This is a genomic window from Halomonas sp. H2, from assembly GCF_050215315.1.
In the GTDB taxonomy this organism is placed as follows: Bacteria; Pseudomonadota; Gammaproteobacteria; order Pseudomonadales; family Halomonadaceae; genus Vreelandella.
On record NZ_CP189760.1, the window covers coordinates 3940114 to 3960433 of the forward strand.

At 53.7% G+C, this 20320-nt stretch carries 23 protein-coding genes and 1 pseudogene; 6 read left to right on the forward strand and 18 right to left on the reverse strand.

What is annotated here, in order from left to right:
- Positions 1–6: 6 nt before the first annotated feature.
- From ACQE2I_RS18280 to argC, 13 genes are all read right to left on the reverse strand, one after another.
- Complete coding sequence (locus tag ACQE2I_RS18280) at positions 7–477, reverse strand: F0F1 ATP synthase subunit B (protein ID WP_427029435.1); 471 nt, start codon at positions 475–477, stop codon at positions 7–9.
- A 76-nt stretch (positions 478–553) separates the two neighbouring features.
- Positions 554–781 carry a F0F1 ATP synthase subunit C gene (atpE, locus tag ACQE2I_RS18285; protein ID WP_022521051.1) on the reverse strand — a complete coding sequence of 76 codons (228 nt, stop codon included), beginning with the start codon at positions 779–781 and terminating at the stop codon, positions 554–556.
- Between the two features lie 75 nt (positions 782–856).
- Positions 857–1684 (reverse strand): F0F1 ATP synthase subunit A, encoded by an 828-nt coding sequence (atpB, locus tag ACQE2I_RS18290; protein ID WP_427029437.1) that lies wholly within the window; start codon positions 1682–1684, stop codon positions 857–859.
- 12 nt (positions 1685–1696) lie between these two features.
- Positions 1697–2092: an ATP synthase subunit I gene (locus ACQE2I_RS18295; protein ID WP_427029439.1), complete on the reverse strand. Its 396-nt coding sequence runs from the start codon at positions 2090–2092 to the stop codon at positions 1697–1699.
- Positions 2093–2322: 230 nt separating this feature from the next.
- Positions 2323–3249 (reverse strand): ParB/RepB/Spo0J family partition protein, encoded by a 927-nt coding sequence (locus ACQE2I_RS18300; RefSeq protein WP_427029440.1) that lies wholly within the window; start codon positions 3247–3249, stop codon positions 2323–2325.
- 16 nt (positions 3250–3265) lie between these two features.
- Positions 3266–4033 (reverse strand): ParA family protein, encoded by a 768-nt coding sequence (locus ACQE2I_RS18305; RefSeq protein WP_427029441.1) that lies wholly within the window; start codon positions 4031–4033, stop codon positions 3266–3268.
- A gap of 34 nt (positions 4034–4067) precedes the next feature.
- Positions 4068–4727, reverse strand: coding sequence for a 16S rRNA (guanine(527)-N(7))-methyltransferase RsmG (gene rsmG, locus ACQE2I_RS18310; protein WP_427029442.1), 660 nt, complete (start codon positions 4725–4727; stop codon positions 4068–4070).
- On the reverse strand, positions 4724–6628 hold the full coding sequence (mnmG, locus tag ACQE2I_RS18315) for a tRNA uridine-5-carboxymethylaminomethyl(34) synthesis enzyme MnmG (RefSeq protein ID WP_427029443.1): 1905 nt from the start codon (positions 6626–6628) through the stop codon (positions 4724–4726). The genes rsmG and mnmG overlap by 4 nt, the downstream gene beginning before the upstream one ends.
- A gap of 593 nt (positions 6629–7221) precedes the next feature.
- Positions 7222–7980 carry an amino acid ABC transporter ATP-binding protein gene (locus ACQE2I_RS18320; protein ID WP_427029444.1) on the reverse strand — a complete coding sequence of 253 codons (759 nt, stop codon included), beginning with the start codon at positions 7978–7980 and terminating at the stop codon, positions 7222–7224.
- A 22-nt stretch (positions 7981–8002) separates the two neighbouring features.
- Positions 8003–8674 carry an amino acid ABC transporter permease gene (locus tag ACQE2I_RS18325; protein ID WP_427029445.1) on the reverse strand — a complete coding sequence of 224 codons (672 nt, stop codon included), beginning with the start codon at positions 8672–8674 and terminating at the stop codon, positions 8003–8005.
- Positions 8675–8791: 117 nt separating this feature from the next.
- On the reverse strand, positions 8792–9571 hold the full coding sequence (locus ACQE2I_RS18330) for a transporter substrate-binding domain-containing protein (RefSeq protein ID WP_427029447.1): 780 nt from the start codon (positions 9569–9571) through the stop codon (positions 8792–8794).
- A gap of 147 nt (positions 9572–9718) precedes the next feature.
- Positions 9719–10072: an iron-sulfur cluster insertion protein ErpA gene (gene erpA, locus ACQE2I_RS18335; RefSeq protein ID WP_427029448.1), complete on the reverse strand. Its 354-nt coding sequence runs from the start codon at positions 10070–10072 to the stop codon at positions 9719–9721.
- Positions 10073–10175: 103 nt separating this feature from the next.
- The gene (gene argC / locus ACQE2I_RS18340) at positions 10176–11210 is read right to left on the reverse strand and encodes an N-acetyl-gamma-glutamyl-phosphate reductase (protein WP_427029449.1); all 1035 of its coding nucleotides are present in this window, start codon (positions 11208–11210) and stop codon (positions 10176–10178) included.
- Between the two features lie 134 nt (positions 11211–11344).
- Here argC and ACQE2I_RS18345 point away from each other — a divergent pair, with 134 nt between their 5' ends.
- The 5 genes from ACQE2I_RS18345 (at position 11345) to ACQE2I_RS18365 (ending at position 16174) form a co-directional block, all read left to right on the forward strand.
- On the forward strand, positions 11345–13165 hold the full coding sequence (locus ACQE2I_RS18345) for a chloride channel protein (protein ID WP_427029450.1): 1821 nt from the start codon (positions 11345–11347) through the stop codon (positions 13163–13165).
- Between the two features lie 9 nt (positions 13166–13174).
- The gene (gene hemJ / locus ACQE2I_RS18350; RefSeq protein WP_427029451.1) at positions 13175–13606 is read left to right on the forward strand and encodes a protoporphyrinogen oxidase HemJ; all 432 of its coding nucleotides are present in this window, start codon (positions 13175–13177) and stop codon (positions 13604–13606) included.
- Positions 13606–14415, forward strand: a complete 810-nt coding sequence (gene thiD / locus ACQE2I_RS18355) for a bifunctional hydroxymethylpyrimidine kinase/phosphomethylpyrimidine kinase (protein ID WP_427029452.1) — start codon at positions 13606–13608, stop codon at positions 14413–14415. The genes hemJ and thiD overlap by 1 nt, the downstream gene beginning before the upstream one ends.
- A gap of 36 nt (positions 14416–14451) precedes the next feature.
- Entirely contained in the window at positions 14452–15732 is a 1281-nt protein-coding gene (gene hemL / locus ACQE2I_RS18360) for a glutamate-1-semialdehyde 2,1-aminomutase (RefSeq protein ID WP_427029453.1), read from the forward strand.
- Positions 15733–15904: 172 nt separating this feature from the next.
- Positions 15905–16174 carry a hypothetical protein gene (locus ACQE2I_RS18365; RefSeq protein WP_427029454.1) on the forward strand — a complete coding sequence of 90 codons (270 nt, stop codon included), beginning with the start codon at positions 15905–15907 and terminating at the stop codon, positions 16172–16174.
- Positions 16175–16261: 87 nt separating this feature from the next.
- Here ACQE2I_RS18365 and ACQE2I_RS18370 read toward each other — a convergent pair whose 3' ends face one another.
- Positions 16262–16723 carry a hypothetical protein gene (locus ACQE2I_RS18370; protein WP_427029455.1) on the reverse strand — a complete coding sequence of 154 codons (462 nt, stop codon included), beginning with the start codon at positions 16721–16723 and terminating at the stop codon, positions 16262–16264.
- Between the two features lie 18 nt (positions 16724–16741).
- Positions 16742–16795: pseudogene (locus tag ACQE2I_RS18375) on the reverse strand (hypothetical protein); the annotation flags it as partial.
- A gap of 63 nt (positions 16796–16858) precedes the next feature.
- Here ACQE2I_RS18375 and ACQE2I_RS18380 point away from each other — a divergent pair.
- Positions 16859–17878 (forward strand): IS30 family transposase, encoded by a 1020-nt coding sequence (locus ACQE2I_RS18380; protein ID WP_035565798.1) that lies wholly within the window; start codon positions 16859–16861, stop codon positions 17876–17878.
- Between the two features lie 194 nt (positions 17879–18072).
- On the opposite strand, the gene ACQE2I_RS18385 is transcribed toward ACQE2I_RS18380, so the two are convergent.
- From ACQE2I_RS18385 to ACQE2I_RS18395, 3 genes are all read right to left on the reverse strand, one after another.
- A complete protein-coding gene (locus ACQE2I_RS18385; protein WP_427029456.1) occupies positions 18073–19374 on the reverse strand; it encodes an IS1380 family transposase in 1302 nt (433 codons plus the stop codon).
- Positions 19375–19446: 72 nt separating this feature from the next.
- Positions 19447–19767: a hypothetical protein gene (locus ACQE2I_RS18390; protein WP_427029457.1), complete on the reverse strand. Its 321-nt coding sequence runs from the start codon at positions 19765–19767 to the stop codon at positions 19447–19449.
- A gap of 52 nt (positions 19768–19819) precedes the next feature.
- A complete protein-coding gene (locus ACQE2I_RS18395; RefSeq protein ID WP_427029458.1) occupies positions 19820–20320 on the reverse strand; it encodes a hypothetical protein in 501 nt (166 codons plus the stop codon).

A 20320-nucleotide genomic window follows, 5' to 3' on the forward strand; every position in this document is an offset into this window, starting at 1 on the left:
ACCTCCTTACAGTTCAGCAGCAAGCTCATCAAGTAACTTGCGATGGGCTTGTTCGTCGACCGACGCTTCAAGAACACGCTCGGCACCCTTAACGGCGAGATAAGAGACCTGGGCACGAAGCTCATCTTTTGCACGATTAACTTCTTGCTCAATCTCGGAACGTGCGCTGGCTACTAGGCGTTCGCCTTCGGCGTGGGCCTGTTCGCGGGCTTCTTCAACTATCTGGGCAGAGCGCTTATTGGCCTGCTCAAGAATTTGCGAAGCTTGCTCCTTGCTTTCACGCAGTGTCTGCTCTGCCCGCTCTTGAGCAAGCTCAAGATCACGGGTAGCGCGGCTGGCTGCGTCTAAGCCATCAGCAATTTTTTTCTGACGCTCGTGAAGCGCGTTGCTGATCGGAGGCCACACATACTTTATGCAAAACCAGACAAAGATCGCGAAGGCGATCGTTTGACCGATTAGCGTCATGTTGATATTCACAGGAATGTACCTCTGACAAGTTCGTGGCGACCGGAGTGAAACAAAACCGAGCGCTTAGCACCCGGCTGAGCTGTCATTAACCGGCAACAACGAAGATCAGGTACATCGCAATACCAACACCGATCATCGGAACGGCATCCAACAGACCGGCCATTAGGAAGGTTTTGGTTTGCAATTGGTCACCCAGCTCAGGCTGACGTGCTGTAGATTCCAGCAGCTTGCCACCTAAAATGGCGAAGCCAATGCCGGTACCTAGTGCACCGAGACCGATCATGATGGAAGCGGCAATGTAGATAAGTTCCATGGTATTGCTCCTAGTTTTTCAAGTTAAAGGTCGAGGGTTGAGGTTAAGGGTTAATGTTTACAAGCATTGCTCGGGTTAGTGATGCTCGTGTGCAGCGCTCAGATACACCACGGACAGCACTGTAAAGATGAAAGCTTGGAGTACGACGATCAAAATATGGAAAATGGCCCACGGCACATCCAGCACCCAAATAGCCCAGAATGGCAGCATGGCGATCAAGATAAATATCACTTCCCCGGCAAACATATTGCCGAATAGTCGCATTGCCAAACTAAACGGTTTAACTAGCAAAGCGACGATTTCCAACACAAGGTTGAAGGGAATCAATGCCCAGTGATTAAACGGAGTCAGCGACAATTCTTTGGCGAAACCGCTTGCCCCTTTAACCTTAAAGCTGTAGTAGAGAATTAGTCCGAATACCCCTAACGCCAATCCTAGCGTGGCGTTTACATCGGTAGTGGGGACAATTTTCATGTAGTCCACGCCCAACTTACTAAACAGCACGGGGAAGTAGTCGACCGGAATAATTTTGAGCGTGTTCATGAACAGAATCCACACAAACAGCGTTAAGGCCAAGGGGGCAATGATCGGGTTATGGCCTTTAAATGTTCCTTGGATCATGTTCTCGACAAATTCAAACACCATTTCAACCGCATTTTGCAGTCCTGACGGCACGCCGGTAGTGGCCATTTTTCCCGCTTTGCGGAAAATCCAGATAAACAACAGCCCCATGGCAATTGACCAGCCCATGGTGTCTAAATGAATGGCCCAAAAGCCCATTTCACTTGCTTCTTCTGCTGAGTGTGCCAACGACCAACCATTTTGGGGATGGTTACCAAAGGTCAAATTCTGCAAGTGGTGCTGGATATAGTAAGTCGTTGAGACTTCGTTTCCTGCGGCCATCGATGTGTCACCTCAATCAGTTGTGCGATCTCTAGGCATTAACCAGGGCGTGAGCCAATGCGTTAGAACAACCGCGACGTAAGCGTAAAAAAATAAAGCGGGGTTTGAGGGGGGCACTACCACAAAAACAGCCACAAACAGTGCCACCGTCAAACCAAACTTGCCTGCTTCAGCGCGAAACAAGCGCATCGCCGCCTGTGAAGGGCTAGTCGAGCGCAAGACGCCCATTCGCTGGATAAAAAAAACCTGCGGCAAAAATGCGACTAATGCCCCCAGCAATACCGATAACAGCCCTGCCGCTTGTGCGAGTAAATAACCCGCGATCATGCCCACTAGCGTAACGATTAATTGTGCAATGATCAGTCGGGCTATATAGGCCCTTCGCCGCTGGGTTTCGTATCGCTGCATAGCTTTCTAAATAGCTCTTTAAATAAACACCCAACTCGCCGAACAAAATTGCCATACATCGGCAGGCGTATTCCTAGACAGTTACAGCCATCTTGCACAAATCTTGCGCGATTATAGGGAAGCGCTATCACACCTTCAACCGAAGTCGCACCGATTTTGCCCGCTTAAGAACTTATTTGCGACCAAAGGGGGAAAACGTGTCCGCTTTATGCGCGATATTTAATAGCCTGCTATTTAATATGGTTTAAAATGCCGTCCAGTTCTTCAAGGCTTGTATAACGTATCGTTAATTTTCCTTTGCCCCTTTGGCCATGGTCAATCGAAACCGGGGCACCCAGAAGCTCACCCAGGTGTGTTTCAAGCTTTGCTACATCAGGCTGTTTGCTTTGACGGGGGGGGGCTTGCACAGCCGCTTGGCTAGTTTGGACTTTTTTGACCAACGCTTCGGTAGCCCGAACGGTCATATCGTTATTAACCACTTCATGGGCAACTTGGCGCTGCTGGGCGCTGTTTAGCGTTAACAATGCCCGCGCATGCCCCATATCGAGGTCGCCCCGTTCGAGTAGCGTTTGCACTTCGGGGTCTAGCGCTAGCAGGCGCAGCAAGTTGGCCACCTGGGTACGTGATTTACCTACCGCATCGGCTATTTGCTGCTGGGTAAGTTCAAACTCTTCCCCTAGTCGCTTAAGCGCCATGGCTTCTTCAATGGCGTTAAGGTTTTCACGCTGAATATTCTCAATTAATGCCAGCGCCAGCGCAACTTCGTCGCTGACTTCACGAATAACCGCGGGGATGACATCTAATTCAGCAAGCTGCGCGGCGCGCCAGCGGCGTTCACCGGCAATAATTTCGTAGCGATCCACGCCAATAGGGCGCACCACGATCGGCTGCATTACGCCCTGGGCGCGAATAGAATCCGCCAGCTCTTCTAACGCTTCGGGCTGAATATCGCGACGCGGCTGATATTTACCGCGGGTTAGTTGACCTAACGGCAGGCGCTCAAGGCGATCCTCGGCGGCCTCATCAGCAGTCGCCAGCGCTGGATCGGTAAGCGCTTGTGGCTTACGGCTACCGGCAAGTTCTAAGCTGTCACGGCGGCGGGCACCAGCTCCAATCAGGGCATCCAGGCCACGTCCCAGCGCGGGTTTACGCGTCATTCGTTTTCCCTCTTTTTTACAGTGCAAGACGACGAATGATCTCTTTCGCCAATACACGATAGGCCTGACTGCCCCGGGAGAACCGGGCATATTGCGTCACGGGTAGCCCATGGCTCGGTGCTTCGGCAACTTTAACGTTGCGCGGTATGGTGGTTTTTAACAGCATATCGCCAAAGTAGTCGCGCAACTGCTTGTCTACTTCCCGCGTTAAGCTCGTGCGCTTGTCGTACATAGTGCGCAGAATGCCCGCAATTGCTAAGTCGGGATTCACGTTTTGCTTAATCTGTTCAACGGTATCGAGCAGTGCCGATAGCCCCTCAAGCGCGTAAAACTCACACTGCAGTGGGATCAATACACTATCGGAAGCCGTTAGCGCGTTGACGGTGAGCATATTCAAAGACGGTGGGCAGTCAATCAGCACCACGTCATACGCATCCGAAACAGAAGCAAGCGCGGTGGTTAAGCAGCTCTCGCTTTTATCGCGATCCAGCAGCTCGACTTCGGCGGCGGTGAGATCACCGTTACCCGGCAGTACGTCGTACTTGACCGCCAGCTTTTTGATAATTGTTTCTGCGGCCGTTGCTTCGCCCAGTAGAACGTCAAGCACGCTTTTATCGAGCTCGTATTTGTCGATGCCGCTGCCCATGCTGGCATGGCCTTGAGGGTCAAGATCCACCAGCAGTACGCGACGGTCGAGCGCAGCGAGACTGGCCGCTAGGTTCACGGCCGAGGTGGTCTTGCCCACGCCGCCTTTTTGGTTGGTCAGGGCAATGATCTGGCTCACTTACTCAACTCCTTCTGGGGGTCAGAATCAACGTTCAGCTTTCAATATTCAAGATCAGCAGCTGCCGCTGGGCCGCTTCAAAGGGTACTTCTAGCAGGTGACGCCGGTCTAAGCGTATACCGGCGGGCAGGTCGCGCAGTTCATCATCCGCCCCCGGGCCTTTCATGGCTAACCACTGGCCGTCGGCGCTGGGTAGCTGGCGGGTCAATGTGACAAAATCGACCAAGCTGGCAAAAGCCCGGGAAATCACCTGATCGAAAGCGGCGGCCTCAAACTGTTCCACCCGCGCCTGTACGGGAGTTACATTTTCAAGTCCTAACTCCATCACCGCCTGACGCTGAAAGCGTACCTTTTTGCCATTACTATCGAGCAGCGTCACATCAAGCTGGGGGGCTAAAATCGCTAGCACCAAGCCCGGTAGTCCAGGGCCCGCGCCCACATCCAGCAACCGCGGCCCCTGCACATAGGGCATCACAGCGGCGCTATCCAGCACGTGGCGTGACACCATGTCATCCACCTCGCGCACCGCTGTGAGGTTATAAGCCCGGTTCCACTTGTGCAACAGTGCCAATAAGCCTAGCAGCTGTTCGCGCTGATGGTCGTCAACGCTGATAGCCAACTGGCTAAGCCCTTGATCGAGCCGTGGCGCAACGCTTGCAGGGAGGGTTTTCAACAGTGGGGTCAACGAACTCATCCGTTAACCACCTCAGCCACTGCCACCAATCGGCGCTTTTTCAGATGCACCAGCAAAATAGACACCGCCGCCGGGGTAACCCCTGAAATACGCGCCGCATGGGCGAGGGTTTCCGGCCGTGCTTCGGCCAGCTTTTGGCGAATTTCATTGGATAGCCCCTCTACTTTCAAATAATCCAACTCGGCGGGTAGCGGCGTTGCTTCGTGGCGCTTAAGTTTGTCGATCTCATCCTGCTGACGATCGATATAGCCTTGGTACTTGGCTTGAATTTGCACCTGCTCGGCCACCGCTGGATCAGTGACCAGGGTGCCTTCAATGCCAGGGAGATCGGCTAAATCGCTGTAGTTCAGTTCTGGGCGCTTGAGCAGGTCGCTCAGGCGATATTCGCGGGTGAGCGGCGCACCGGTCTTTTCCGCCACCTGTTCAGCTGCAGGGCTTCCCGGCTGAACCCAGAGGGTAGCCAGACGGGCATTCTCTTGTTCGATGGCATCACGTTTTTGGCTAAACGCGGCCCAGCGCGTGTCATTGACAAGACCCAGTTCACGACCCGTTTCGGTTAAGCGTAGATCTGCGTTGTCTTCCCGCAGCAGCAGGCGGTACTCCGCCCGGGAAGTAAACATCCGGTAGGGCTCTTTTGTGCCCATGGTAATCAGGTCGTCGACCAGTACACCGAGATAGGCTTCATCGCGGCGGGGATACCAGGCGTCCAGCTCTTGAGCGCGGCGTGCAGCATTCAGGCCTGCTAGCAAACCTTGAGCGCCGGCTTCTTCGTAACCGGTGGTGCCGTTGATCTGGCCAGCGAAAAACAGGTTGTGGATAAATTTGGTTTCCAGCGAGTGCTTCAAATCTCGCGGATCAAAAAAGTCGTACTCGATAGCATAGCCAGGCCGGGTGATATGGGCATTTTCCAGGCCTTTGATCGTACGCACGACTTGAATCTGCACGTCAAACGGCAGAGAGGTCGAGATACCGTTGGGGTAAAGCTCGTGGGTATCCAGGCCTTCGGGTTCGATGAAGACCTGATGGCTGGATTTATCGGCAAAGCGATGCACCTTGTCTTCAATTGACGGGCAGTAACGCGGCCCGATTCCTTCGATCACGCCGGAGTACATCGGCGAGCGATCAAGGTTGGCCAGAATCAGATCGTGAGTCTGTTGATTGGTGTGAGCAATGTGGCAGCTCACTTGCTGCGGATGCATTTCCCGTGAACCCAGGTAGGACATTACTGGCGTCGGGCTGTCGCCAGGCTGCTCTTCCAGCTGAGAAAAATCCACCGTCTTGGCATTAACCCGCGGCGGCGTGCCGGTTTTTAAGCGATCAACGCGAAATGGCAGTGCGCGTAGCCGCTCTGCCAGCGCATTGGAGGGCGGATCACCGGCGCGGCCGCCTTTGCTTTGATCCAAACCAATGTGGATCACGCCACCCAAAAACGTTCCGGTACACAGCACTACGCTTTCGGCATGAAAGCGAATACCAGTTTCCGTAACAACCCCACGCACGGTGTCGTTATCCACAATCAGATCGCCAGCTGCCTGCTGGAAAATCGTCAAGTTGGGCTGGTTTTCCAGCATTCCGCGGATAGCTGATTTGTAGCGAATGCGATCCGCTTGGGCACGGGTAGCCCTGACAGCAGGCCCTTTGCGGGCATTGAGCACACGAAACTGGATGCCACCTAAATCCGTGGCAAGCCCCATGGCGCCGCCCAACGCATCGATTTCTTTAACCAGATGACTTTTGCCGATGCCACCAATGGCGGGGTTACACGACATTTGGCCCAAAGTTTCGATGTTATGGGTGAGCAGCAGGGTCTGACAGCCCATGCGAGCAGAGGCCAGTGCGGCTTCAGTTCCCGCATGGCCACCGCCGATGACAATCACGTCAAAGCGGTCGGGGTAATTCAAAAGACACCTCGTCTTGTGCCCATCGGCACGGATGATGTGGCCAGTGCAGTCGGTTTAGACGCAGCCACCTTAGATCAATGAGGCGGCAAGTATAAACCCCCTGTGGGTAACCGTCAGGTTTTTCCACATCCCAATTCACTAAACAGCCTCTATTAATAACAACATAAATATAAAATAAAAGAAGTTCTGTAAATGTTGTAATTACTAGTGTGGACAATTTCTGTGTATAAGCGACTTATCTTCAATTTTTTCATCAGCTTAAATTGTTGACTTCTACATGCTTGAAGGCGGGAGTGCCTGGGCAGAAGAGGTGTTAAGCCTGTGGATGGAATAGCGCTTTATCCACAGAGTCAGTTAAGCACGCCTTATCCACCGGCCAGTACCTGGGTTGTTACCGCACCTGTGAACAACCTCAACGTGATGTGGAGCTAACGCTAAGCGACGTACATGGTAGGCCTTACGGCGATAAAACCGATCAATGTAAAAAAAGTTTATCCACAGGCAAAAAAATGGCCTGTCGTGTCGACAGGCCGGTAAAAAAGCGTAATTCAGTGCACATTAGCAATTATTTTAACGCGTAAAAGGGGCTCAATTTAATGTTTGAGCACGCGCGCCAGGAAGGATTGAGTACGTTCGTGTTGCGGAGAATCGAACAGTTTTTCAGGGTGACCCTGCTCAGTAATCTCGCCTTTATGGATAAAAATAACCCGGTCGGCGACTTCGCGGGCAAAGCCCATTTCATGGGTCACAATCACCATGGTCATGCCCTCTTTAGCCAGCTCGCGCATGGCATCCAGCACTTCACCGATCATTTCCGGGTCAAGCGCCGATGTAGGCTCGTCAAACAGCATTAGCCGTGGCTCCATGGCTAAGGCGCGTGCCAGCGCCACACGCTGCTGTTGGCCGCCTGAAAGCTGGTTAGGGTGCTTGTCGGCTTGGTCGGCGATACCTACCCGCTCCAGTAGGCGTTTGGCATTGCTGACGGCGTCTTGGTGAGTTAATCCACGTACTTTTATCGGTGCCAGGGTGACGTTGTCGAGCACACTTAGATGGGGAAAGAGGTTGAACTGCTGAAAGACCATGCCCACTTCGGTGCGAATAGTTTGCAGCGCCTGGGTGCTCTTGCCATGGGGTAGTAGTTCGTTGCTGTCGACCACCAGACTGCCGGACTGAAACTCTTCCAAACCGTTAATACAGCGAATTAGCGTGGATTTTCCTGAACCGCTGGCACCGATAATCACCACCACTTCACCGGGCACAATGGTAAGGTCAATGTCGTTGAGCACGTGCAGGCTGCCAAAGTGTTTATTGAGCTGCTGCATACGCACAATTGGCTGCGTCGTGCTGTTCATTGTATCGCTCATTGCCGTGTCCTTATTGTCCGGCCAAGCCTCTAGTCTCAAGTTGGCGCAGGATGATTGATAGGGTCCAGGTGATCGCCAGATACATCAAAGCGACCATAAAGTAGACCTCAAGGGCCGTGAAGGTGGTGGCGATATAGATTTGACCCTGGCGCACCAGCTCACCGACACCAATGACTGAGAACAGTGAGGTGTCCTTGATGCTAATAATGCCCTGGTTACCCAGTGATGGAATCATCCGCCGAAAAGCTTGCGGCCAGATAACGTAGCGAAACGCCTGGGTGCGTGAGAGCCCTAGGGAGAGAGAAGCTTCACCTTGACCGCGCTCAATTGACTGCACGCCACCGCGGACAATTTCTGAGATGTAGGCACCCGAGTTGACCGCAATGGCGGCAATACCGGCGACCAGGGCGTTAATAGGGCTACCTAAGAGCTGCGGTAAGCCGTAAAAAATAAATAGCACTTGCACCAGGATAGGCGTGCCGCGAAATACTTCGACGTAAAAAATCGCAGGCCAGCGTAGCCAACGCAGGCGGCTAATACGCAATAGGCCAAAGAAAATACCGATAAAGAAACCGATAGCCAAGCCGCCAAATGAAATAAGTAGCGTCCAGGGAATACCCGGCAGCAGGTAAGGGATAGACCCAAACGCTGCCGACCAATCAAACTGAAAATTGACGTCCACGCGTAGACTCCTGAAACAGAAAACAGCTGACAAAAAGTAGATAATAAACGCAGCAGGGCCGGGGGCTGTGGCCACCCGGCCCTGTAACGGCGTTACGCTATTATTGAGTGTTTACACTCACTCTTCGCTGGGTGCTTCACCAAACCACTTGGTGTAGATCTCATCGTAGGTGCCGTCTGCACGCATGGCGGCGAGTGCTTCGTTGGTGGGTTCTACCCACTCACTGCCCTTGTGAAACACGATACCGTACTGTTGGCCTTCGTAGAGTGGGCCGACAACCTTGGTACGGCCTTCACCACGGGTTTGCGAGAAATAGGCGACGTTAGGGGCGTCGTAGAGCACGGCGTCAACGTTGCGGCCTAGCAGCGCCATATACATATCAGCAGTACCTGGGAAGGGCGTAATTTCCGCATCTTCACCAAGCTCTTGCTGCAGGTAGTCGTAGCTGGTGGAACCGATTTTGGTGCCGATGGCGAGGTCTTGAAGATTTTCTAGTGCCTCGACGCTGTCATTATCGGCGCGGACAATAATGCGCAGACCTGAATCGTAGTAGGGGTCTGAGAAATCGACGATCTCAGCGCGCTCTTCGGTGATGGTAGTCCCGGCAATGGCAATCTCTTGGCTACCGGTTTGCACGGCGGGAATAATGCCGGAGAACTCCATGGTGGTGAGGTTGACTTCAAAACCTGCGCGTTCGGCGACTTCGTTGATGATATCCATATCGAAGCCGATCATTTCGCCGGTTTCTTGGTCCATCATTTCAAACGGTACAAAGCTTGGGTCAGTGGCCACGTTTACCGATGGCATTTGGGCCATGGCGGCAGTGGCACTGCCCAATCCCAGTGCGAGGGCCAGTGTGGTTTTGGTTAGGCTGAGTGGTAGTAGTGCTACTTTCATAAGTTTCCCCGTGCTTTATATGGCTTTTGAGGGTTTCAAAGCGATGTACGCCCATTGAAAAAACCTTAAAGCCGTTATTGACCTATCAACCTTGGCGAGAAACGGGCAGGGCGTCAAGTCACGGGGAGTGCTGCGGGCCAACGCTGTTTAGACCATAAAGGAGGCGCCGCAGCCGCAGGTGGTAGTGGCATTGGGGTTTTGCACGCGAAAACGTGCGCCCGCTAGCCCCTCTTCGTAGTCGACGGTGGAGCCTACCAAATATTGGTAAGAGAGCGGGTCAACCACTAAGGCCGCGTTGCCGAACTCAATAATGGTGTCATCGTCGGCGACGTTGTCAGCAAAGTCGAAACCGTACTGAAAACCTGAACAGCCGCCACCGGTCACATAGACCCGTAGTTTAAGGGATGGATTATTCTCTTCTGCAATCAGCGCATTAATGCGTTTGCGTGCGCTATCTGACAGCAACAGAGGAGTAGGAATAAAGGCTTCTGCACCGCTCATGGGTACCTCCCGCGAGCTTTAAGAACGAATAAATCGGCATTGAAGGATGATTATGGGTAATTCCCAGCAAATTGGTCAACTATTGCCGGGAATTACTAATCGGTTAAGGCATCAGCGCGGGGGCGGTGAGTCCGGTGTTCTCTGCAAAGCCAAACATCAAATTGAGGTTTTGAATGGCTTGCCCAGAAGCGCCTTTAACCAAATTATCAATCACCGAAAGCACGACAACCGTGTTGCCATTGTTAGGCCGGTGGACTGCCAAGCGGCAGGTATTGATGCCTTTGACACTGCGCGTTTCAGGATGACTACCCGCAGGCATCACATCGACAAACGGCTCGTTAGCGTAGCGCTGCTCAAACAGAGCCTGTAAATCGCCTGGTTCAGCGGTTAGCTGGCTATAGAGCGTGGCGTGGATGCCGCGGATCATCGGCGTTAAGTGGGGCACAAAGGTTAAATCAACCGCAGATTGCTGGATATCTCGAAGACCCTGGCTAATTTCCGGCAGATGGCGGTGGCCGCTTGCGCCGTAGGCTTTCATCGACTCGCTGGCTTCGGCGAGCAGTGACCCCACCTTAGCGCCGCGGCCTGCCCCGGTGACGCCGGATTTGCAGTCAGCAATCAGTTGGCTTGGGTCGATCAGTCCGGCTTCCAAAAGTGGTAAGTAGCCCAACTGAACGGCGGTTGGGTAGCAGCCGGGTACCGCAATCAAGCGTGCGGTTTTGATTTTTTCGCGGTGCATTTCCGGTAGCCCGTAAACCGCCTCTTGTAACAGTTCCGGGGCGCCGTGGGCCTGGTCGTACCAGCGGCTCCACTCGTCGGCATCGCGTAGCCGGAAGTCGGCCGACAGATCAATTACCCGAGTGCCGTTTTCGAGTAGCTCTCCCGCCAGGGCATGGGCAACGCCGTGAGGCGTGGCAAAAAACACCGCATCCATGGCGCCCAGCTGTTTGGCATCCGGCTCGCTAAACGCCAGGGTGTCGTAATGGCCGCGTAGATTGGGGTACATATCGCACACCTTCACGCCTGTTTCAGAGCGCGAGGTAATCGTGGTGACGTTGACGTGGGGGTGCTGGGCGAGTAACCGAAGTAGTTCAACGCCGGTGTAACCGGTACCGCCAACAATGCCGACCTTAATCACAAATCACTCCTTAAGGATGCCGCTGAGTAGAAAACCGAATTCGCTATTAGCCTAAGCATAGGATACCAAGCTGTTTAAGCGTATCCAGCTATGATACACAAGAGTGTAAAGATACAAGAGTAAGGAAGGTCGCTGTGGCGCGTTTTTCCCGTTCGGATTTTACCTTAGAAAGTTTTCGTCGCCAGTTGGCCAATGTCGATGCCTTGCCGCAACTCTGTTTGCTGGGTCTAGTCTCGGGGATTATTACCGGGGCAGTGATGGTGGCATTTCGGCTGCTTTTGGAAGCGGGTGCCGCACTCTATATGACGAATGGGGATCCCGAAGCGTTTGAAAGCATGGCGCCCTGGCTGCGCGCGCTGCTACCCATGCTGGCGGTTACCTTAGTGGGCGTACTGTTGTACCGGCAAAAGCCAGCAGCGCGTAAGCTGGGGGTTGGCCATGTGATTGAGCGGCTGACCTATCATCAAGGGCGTTTTCCATTACGTAACTGGCTTAATCAGTGGTGGGTAGGCGTCTTATCCGTTCTGGGTGGTCTATCTGCAGGCCGTGAGGGCCCGGCGATCCACTTGGGGGCTGCGGCGGCCAGCGGGCTCGGCCAGCAGATGCGGTTACCCAATAATAGTTTAAGAGTACTCGTGGCGTGCGGTACCGCAGCGGGTATTTCCGCCTCCTTTAATACCCCGATTGCGGGGGTGATCTTCACCATGGAAGTGGTGATGATGGAGTACACTTTAATGAGCTTTATGCCCGTCATTTTGGCCTCCACCATGGGGGCGCTGGTGGCGCAATTGGCGTATGGCAATGAACCGGCTTTTCGTATCCCTGAGATAGCCTTGGGGTCGTTGGTTAACCTGCCATGGATTGTTCTCACCGGGTTGGTGATTGGGCTGTTGGCCGGTCTGTTTATTCATATTTCGCGCAGTCAGCAGATACAGGGGTGGCCACTTTGGCTGCGTTTAGGGTTGATAGGGATAACCACGGGTGCGGTTGCCTGGTGGTTCCCTCAGGTGCAGGGGATTGGTTATGACAGCGTGGCGGCGGCGCTGAATAACCAGTTAGAAATTAAAGTACTGCTGGCGCTGATGGTTGCCAAACTGTTGATTACCGCGCTAACCGTTGCCGGTGGTGTCCCCATCGGTATTATTGGCCCAGTGTTGGTAATGGGGGCTGCCACGGGCGCGCTGTTTGGTTTGCTGGGTGGCTGGCTACTGCCAGAGAAAGCCGCCGACCCAGGTATTTACGCGATGCTAGGCATGGCCGCGATGATGGGAGCGGTGCTGCAAGCGCCCCTAGCAGCGCTGATGGCGCTTTTGGAGTTAACCCATACGCCGAGTATCATGCTTCCCGGCATGTTGGCAGTGGTGGTGGCATGTTTAACCTCGCGCCAATTGACTGGCTGCGAAGGCTTTTTTATTAGCACGGTACGCTACGGGCTGCATCCACTTCAGCAGCCGTTGATGCAAGCACTGTCACGGGTCTCGGTACCGGCGGTGATGGAGCGCCAATTGGTGCGCACCGAGCGAATGATTACCCCTGAAAAAGCCCGGCAGCTACTCGAAACTAACCCTGTATGGCTGGTGATTGAGCGTTCGAGCGAACAAAAACCAGTGCTGGCGCTCAAAGCTGCTGAGTTGGCGCGCTGGCTGCTAGAGTGCGATGAAGCGCCAGAGGGAGAAGAGCCGCCTGCAGATGAGTTGATTGACCTACTGGAAATCCCTGGGCAGCGTTTGGAGCTGGCGCCGATTGGCTTACAGGCGACGCTTTCCGAAGCATTTCTAAAACTTCAAGATGGCGCACTAGGGGCGCTCTATGTGGTTCACGGGTATCGTCTAAAGCAGCAGCGGATTTCAGGTATTATCACGCGTGGCGCCATTGAGCGTTATTATCACTATACTGACCCCCGCGGCGCCAACCCCCGGGAAGGTGATGCTCGAGAGAGGGATTCGTCAGTTTAAGGAGTAACAATGTATCTATGGGTGAAGGCTATTCACTTAATGGCCGTGGTGACCTGGTTTGCGGCGCTGTTCTATTTACCGCGGCTGTATGTGTACCACGCAACGGCGCGTGATAACGGTGATCATCAAGCAATAACGTATTTCAAAACCATGGAGCGTAAGCTTTATCGTGGCATTATGACGCCATCGATGATCTTGGTGCTGCTCTTCGGCGGCTGGATGCTCTTCTTGGTCCCCGAATGGTTTAGCCAGGGCTGGATGCACGCTAAGCTGGCGCTGGTGGCGGCATTGATCGCCTATCATCATGTCTGTTTAATTTATTTAAAGCAGTTTGCCCAGGATCGTTGCACTAAAGGCCATTTGTTTTTCCGCTGGTTTAACGAAGCGCCAGTGATTGCGTTAGTGACGATTATTCTGCTCGCTATTGTGAAGCCCTTTTGATGCGTCAACCGCTTCCCCCCGTGGTGTTGGTACTCGCTGGGCACGACCCGACCGGCGGTGCTGGGTTGATCGCGGATAGCGAAGCCATTGCCGCTTGTGGTGGCTGGGCGGTCACGATCCCCACTGCGCTGACGGTACAAAATTGTCATAATGTGACTAGAGTGATTCCTGCCGATCCTACCGCGATGCGACAGATGGCCGAAGTGCTTGGTGAGATGCAGGTCGCGGCGATCAAAATTGGTTTGCTCGCTGATGAAGCTACCCTGCGTGCCGCAGAGCAAATTATTCGCCGCTTTCCCGGTATTCCCGTGGTAGCGGATCCGGTCTTTAAAGCCGGTGGCGGAACTGAGTTATCCACACCCGGTTTGCGACAACTGTTTATTGATCGCCTGCTACCGCTTGTGGATATCTTAACGCCTAATCGTGCGGAGCTAGCTCAGCTTACGCCAGACCGCATCGCTCCTTTCGATGATACCGCTCGCGCGGTGGCGCTAATGTCTCAAGGGTGCCAGGCAATCCTCGTGACTGCCACTGATGAGCCGTTGCCGGGCAACGATCAGCAGGTAGTGAATACGTTGCACTCGCCGGACACCACCCGCCAGTGGCAGTGGCCACGTTTGCCAGAACCGTTTCACGGTTCTGGCTGTACGCTAGCATCAGCTATTGCCGCACGCTTAGCTGTTGGTGAGCGCTTACCAACTTCGTGTGAGCAAGCGCAGCATTTCACCTGGCAAAGTTTGTCACAGGGGTTTCAGCCACCCAGCGGTCAGTGTTTACCCAACCGCATTTCACGGGCTGCCCGTTTTTAATCCTATCTTCTGTATGCCATTAACCGAGAGGATGCCATGACCACATCTGCTGAACTGTTTGATCTTGCCAGTCGCCATATCCCAGGCGGCGTAAACTCGCCTGTGCGGGCATTTAAAGGCCTACACCGCCCACCGGTTTTTATGGAGCGCGCTCAGGGCGCCTTTCTATTTGACGTAGAAGGCAACCGCTATGTGGATTATGTCGGTTCCTGGGGCCCTATGATCACTGGGCATGCTGACCAAGACGTCTTGGCGGCGGTGCGGGCACGCTTGGATAACGGCCTTTCGTTTGGCACGCCGACGGCGGTCGAAACCACCATGGCAGATTTGATCTGCGAGATGATCCCTTCCATGGATATGGTGCGCATGACCAGCTCGGGCACCGAAGCCACCATGTCGGCGATACGACTGGCGCGAGGCACCACCGGCCGGGATAAGATCGTTAAATTTGAAGGTAACTACCACGGCCACTCTGATTCGCTGCTGGTAAAAGCAGGGTCGGGCGCACTCACCCACGGCGAACCCAGCTCACCGGGCGTACCCGCCTCGCTGGCTGAACATACCATTACCCTGTCGTTTAACGACCCTGAAGGTGTAGAAGCGTGTTTTAGCGAGATTGGCGATCAAATTGCCTGCATCATCGTTGAGCCCGTTGCTGGCAATATGAACTGTATTCCACCGCAGCCGGGCTTTTTGGAAACCCTGCGTCGAGTGTGTAACGAGCACGGCAGCGTGCTTATTTTTGATGAAGTGATGACCGGTTTTCGCGTCGCCTTAGGTGGTGCTCAAGCGCATTACGGTGTCACGCCAGACCTTACCTGCTTGGGTAAAATCGTTGGCGGAGGCATGCCCGTCGGTGCATTTGGTGGTAAACGCGAGATTATGCAAAATATTTCACCGCTTGGGCCGGTTTACCAAGCGGGTACGCTTTCGGGTAATCCCCTGGCCATGGCAGCAGGCGTGGCACTGCTTACCAAGCTACAGGTACCTGGGTTTCACGATGCGTTAACTCAGCGGGTTAACACCCTTTGTACGGGCCTTCAGGAGCGTGCTAACGCCGCTCGCGTACCGATGATGACGCAGTCGGCAGGCGGCATGTTCGGGCTTTTCTTCACCTCGCAAAGCCGTGTGGATAACTTTTCCCAGGCCACGGCGTGCAACCCTGATGCTTTCCGCCGCTTCTTTGGTGCGATGCTCGATCACGGCGTTTACCTAGCGCCCTCGGCCTATGAAGCAGGCTTTATGTCTAGCGCCCACACTCCGGAAGATATTCAGTTCACGTTGGATGCCGCAGAAAAAGCCTTTGCAGTAATGTAACGGCAAGTAACTTAAATCCCGCTATACTGCAAGAGCCGCTCATTTTGAGCGGCTCTTCGGTTAGCTGAGATTTATACCTATGATAAGAACAACGGCTTGGCGATATGTGCTTTGCGCAGTGGGATTGGCAGTTTGCTATCCATTGACTGCACAGTCGCCTCAGGAGCAGGACATGACCCAGATCCACATCACCATGGGCGGTTCACCTGGCGCGGAGTTTTCCGCCCACTGGCGGATTACCCATGAAGGTGAAACCACTGAACACGTTGAAGAGCGCGGAACAGTACCCGCTGAATTTACCTTTGAAGGCTCCGCGCTAGAAGGCACGGTAAAACTGCTCAGCGAAGGTGATCGGCTAGATGTGGATATCGTGAAAGGCAATAACCGCTCACGCTCTTCTACCCAAGGAAAAGGCGGCACGTTAACGGTGATGGTGCGTTAAGTCTGTTCCTACAGCAGCCCAAAAAAAACCGCCCCCTGATGGGGCGGTTTGTACGAGTACTGTGTAATCGTTCTATTATTTCTTAATTTAGTGGCCTTGAGCCACAGTATTGGTGTTGCTATTACCATAGGTAACGATGCTTGAAGTGTGATTACCACCCCACAAGTAACCACTTTGTGTAACATTCTGAACGTTGTTGCTACCATTAGTATTGATATAAGAGTCGTGGTTAAAGCCCGACTGCATTACGTTATGGAGGTTGCTATTGCCAGTTGCTAGAATAGTGCTTTCAAGCGAATAGCCATCTTGATTAACGTAGGCCTCGTTGCTGTTACCACTTAGATAAGAGTAACTGTCATTAAAGTCGCTATTCTGGGTAATTTCAGCATTGTTGGAATTTCCATTTTGCTCTACTACAGACTTATTATTAAAGCCCTCTTGACTAACAGTGGCCCCATTACTGTTACCCTCAAGATAGGCATAACTATCATTAAAGCTGCCATCCTGGGCAATGTTTGCCTCATTAGAGTTACCGATTTCCTCTGCCACGGAGAGGTTTTTAAAGCCTTCCTGGTCAACGGTTGCAGTGTTAGTATTGCCCTCCTGGTATACTGTTGAGTCATTCCAAGCACGGCGGTCTCAATGAGCAAGTGCAACACGTGACCCATCAGGTACGGTGTTGCTATGACTTACTGCTATCGCCATCTCACTGCTGAAGACCGAGCCGCCATCATGATGATGCGAGCGACTCATTCAATCCGATCCATCGCCACTCATCTGGGCCGTGCACCGAGCACCGTGTCGCGAGAACTCGCTCGCCACACGGTCGACCCCATCAAGGGCTACGATGCCGGCTTGGCGGGCTACCGGGCTCGCCTGACGCGGCATCGGCCACGTCAGCGTCCCAAGCTGCATCCCGACGGCGAGCTCTTCGAGCTGGTGGTCTACCTGCTGCGCAAGTACTGGTCACCGGAACAGATAGCCCGCACACTGAAGCGCATGTCTCCTAACGAATCACGTCGACAGGTCTCGCATGAGGCCATCTACAACGCGCTCTATGTGATGCCCCGTGGCAGCCTCAAGAAAGAGCTCATCGCCTGCCTGCGGCAGGGCAACGGCAAGCGTCGGCCACGTAGCCGTGGCAAGGATCGACGCCAGCAGATTCCCGAGCTCGTTAGCATCCATATGCGGCCGCCTGAGATCGAAGACCGCCTGATGCCTGGCCATTGGGAGGGCGATCTCATCATCGGTGCCAACAATCGCTCCGCCGTCGGTACGCTGGTGGAGCGCACCACGCGCTTGGTGATCCTGGCGAAGATGGATGGCACCACGGCCACCGCGGCGGCCGTTGGCTTCAGCGACAAGCTCAATGAAGTGCCACGAGCCCTGCGTCTGTCCATGACCTACGACCAGGGCAGAGAGATGGTGAAGCATGCCGAGATCACGCAGAAAACCGGTACGGCAATCTACTTCGCTGACCCGCATAGCCCATGGCAGCGGGGCTCCAACGAGAACACCAACGGACTGTTGCGGCAATACTTGCCGAAGGGCACGGATCTGTCGGTCTACAGCCAGGAAGAGCTCGACGAGATCGCCGACTCACTGAACACGCGGCCGCGCAAGACACTGGACTGGCGCACGCCGCTGGAAGTTTACGCCGAGGTGCTCAAGAAATCGGTCGCTGGCCCGAGCACCCTTCAATAGCGTTGCGCTTGGAACTTGAGACCGCCCACCTAGCCTGGATTTCTCATAGTACCTCAGCCAGTACCGCACTCAGGCTGTAACACCGCTAAACACCTACTGGCTCGACTTACATCGGCTACTTTTTAACCACTTTCCGGCGTTCAGACACACTTCCCCCTTTCCCCCATTGCTTCGGGCCGGGGGCGCCCGAGCAGTCAGTTAGGAACCAACCGCCTGACGAGATCGGATAGCGCCGTTTTATAGGGGTAGCTGTCACTCATGAGTACTCGGATTCGACGCGTATTGCGGATGATGACCGCGCCTACTTTGATGAGCTTGAGCCTCAGGTTGCTCGGACTCATGCGCGCGAAGGGCGTGTGCTTCAGATAAGTCCGTAACCGCTCGAACAGCGTATAAGCGAAGCCCGACAAGATCAGCCGCCACTGATTGGCCCACCAGTGCGTGCTGGAGGTCCGGTCAGCAAACAGGCTCAGTTGTTGATCCTTGATCCGGTTCTCCATGTCACCCCGGGCACAGTACTGCTCGTAGTAAAGCTTGAAGCCATCATCGTAACGGGAACTGATGATAAACCGGGGATTAGAGCCTAACTCGCCTTCTTCTAGGCGGGCCACCACCCAGCGTGAGTATTTCCAGGAGTGGGCTTGATACTGGAAGCGGAACGTCCCCGCTACTTTCCCTCCCACCTGCCATTGGGTCTTGCGCACCAGCATCATGGGGACGTCCACTTCCTTGAGCAGCCGGCTGTTCTTGGCGATTCCCACGATGTAGTCGACGTGATGCCGATCACACCAGTTCAGCATCCGGGGACGACAAAAGTGGCTATCACCTCGTAACACGATGCGCGTATCGGGCCAGTATTGACGGATAAAGCGTACCAGTAAGGCGAGGATCGCCCAGCTATGGCGGCTGTCGCTGCGGTCACTGGTGCGCAGATAGCTCACCAGTAAGTGGCGCCCACAGAAGACATACAGCGGGAAGTAACAGTGGTGATCGTAATAACGGTTAAAAAACTTGCCGGGTTGCTCGCCATGCACGGGGATGTCGGTGCCATCAAAGTCCAGCACGATCTCCTTTGGTGGTTCGTCATGCTGTTCAATGAAGTGATGCCACAGCAACTCATGGGCCTTCACTATTGCTTGCCGATCGGCGTTCTGCTCCACCCGGCACAGCGTTGACTTGCCTGCCAGCGTATCCTCTTCACCGAGCGCTGTCTGAAGGGCCTGATCATAGCGCAGGGCCTCATGGTCGTTGAAATCTTCGTAGCCAGCGGCGACACCGAACACCCGCTGACGAACCAAAGTGTCGAGCTTATGACGAACCTGTTTCGGTGCACGGGGATCATGAAGCACGGTGGCCAAGCGGCGTGTCAGGCGATGCTGTTTATCGACTTCACGAAGCAGGAGTAATCCGGCGTCCGACGTAATGTGGCCCCCGGAGAAGTCGGCTTCAATTTGGCGGCGTGAGAGTGGCGAGAAGGTCAGCTTTTCAGGTACCATTTTGGAAGCGGCTGTTGGTGCTTGATGGATTGGTTAGGTTCTTGAAATCATAGCACTTTCAGCCGCTTTCTTTTATACCCTGTGAGAAATCCGGGCTAGCTGTGTAACATCTGCAGTGTTACTTTGACCAATCTGATCGATTCCAGTTTTGTTACGACCAGGAAGCGTTGTAGCAACACCTGAAATGTCATCTTGTGAGACAGTTGTTGAGTTACTGTTACCCTCTTGATAAACACGCGACGTTTGCGTCCCCCACTGGGTAATATCGTTAGTATTGCTGTTACCACTTTGGTAAATTGTGGAGTCGCTACCAGCAGACCAGTACTGTGCAGAAGCAGCAGTACTCATAGCGAAGGCAACAGCGGCAGCGATAGTGGTGATTTGAGTTTTCATGGTGTTTCCCCTTAATACTTGCTTTAGTTATTACTGAGGCAACGTATGTTGCTCAGTAGGTTTCGACGGTGACTGGGCGTGCATTGCTTGAAAACGCTTGTTGTTCAACACTAATGCCACGGTAGCCACTCCCCGATTGTGAAATCTGTACGTCACTCTGGTTGCCAAGTTGGCGCACATAGGTGTTTAATTCTCTTGATGCGCTGCCTGACTGATCAATACCTACTTTATGATTTCTACCCATTTGTAAGACGTTACTAACGTTGTTTCCGCCCGTTTGGGTAATGTTGGCCGTGTTGTAATTTCCTAACTGATAGATGTTGGAGAAATTACCGGCTTGGTAACTAGCAGATTGCGAAACATGGGTACGGTTATTGTTACCAATTTGCGCAATAATACTGTAGTTGCCTTGACTATTTTGGGCGGCTGATTGCTTAGAGAACTGTTCAACACGATTATTGTCAGCACTGATAGTCATTGAAACTGAAAGAGTTGCTGTTAGCAGCGTGATAGCTCTTACTGTTCGTTTGGTTGGTGAACAACTCAGTTTCAT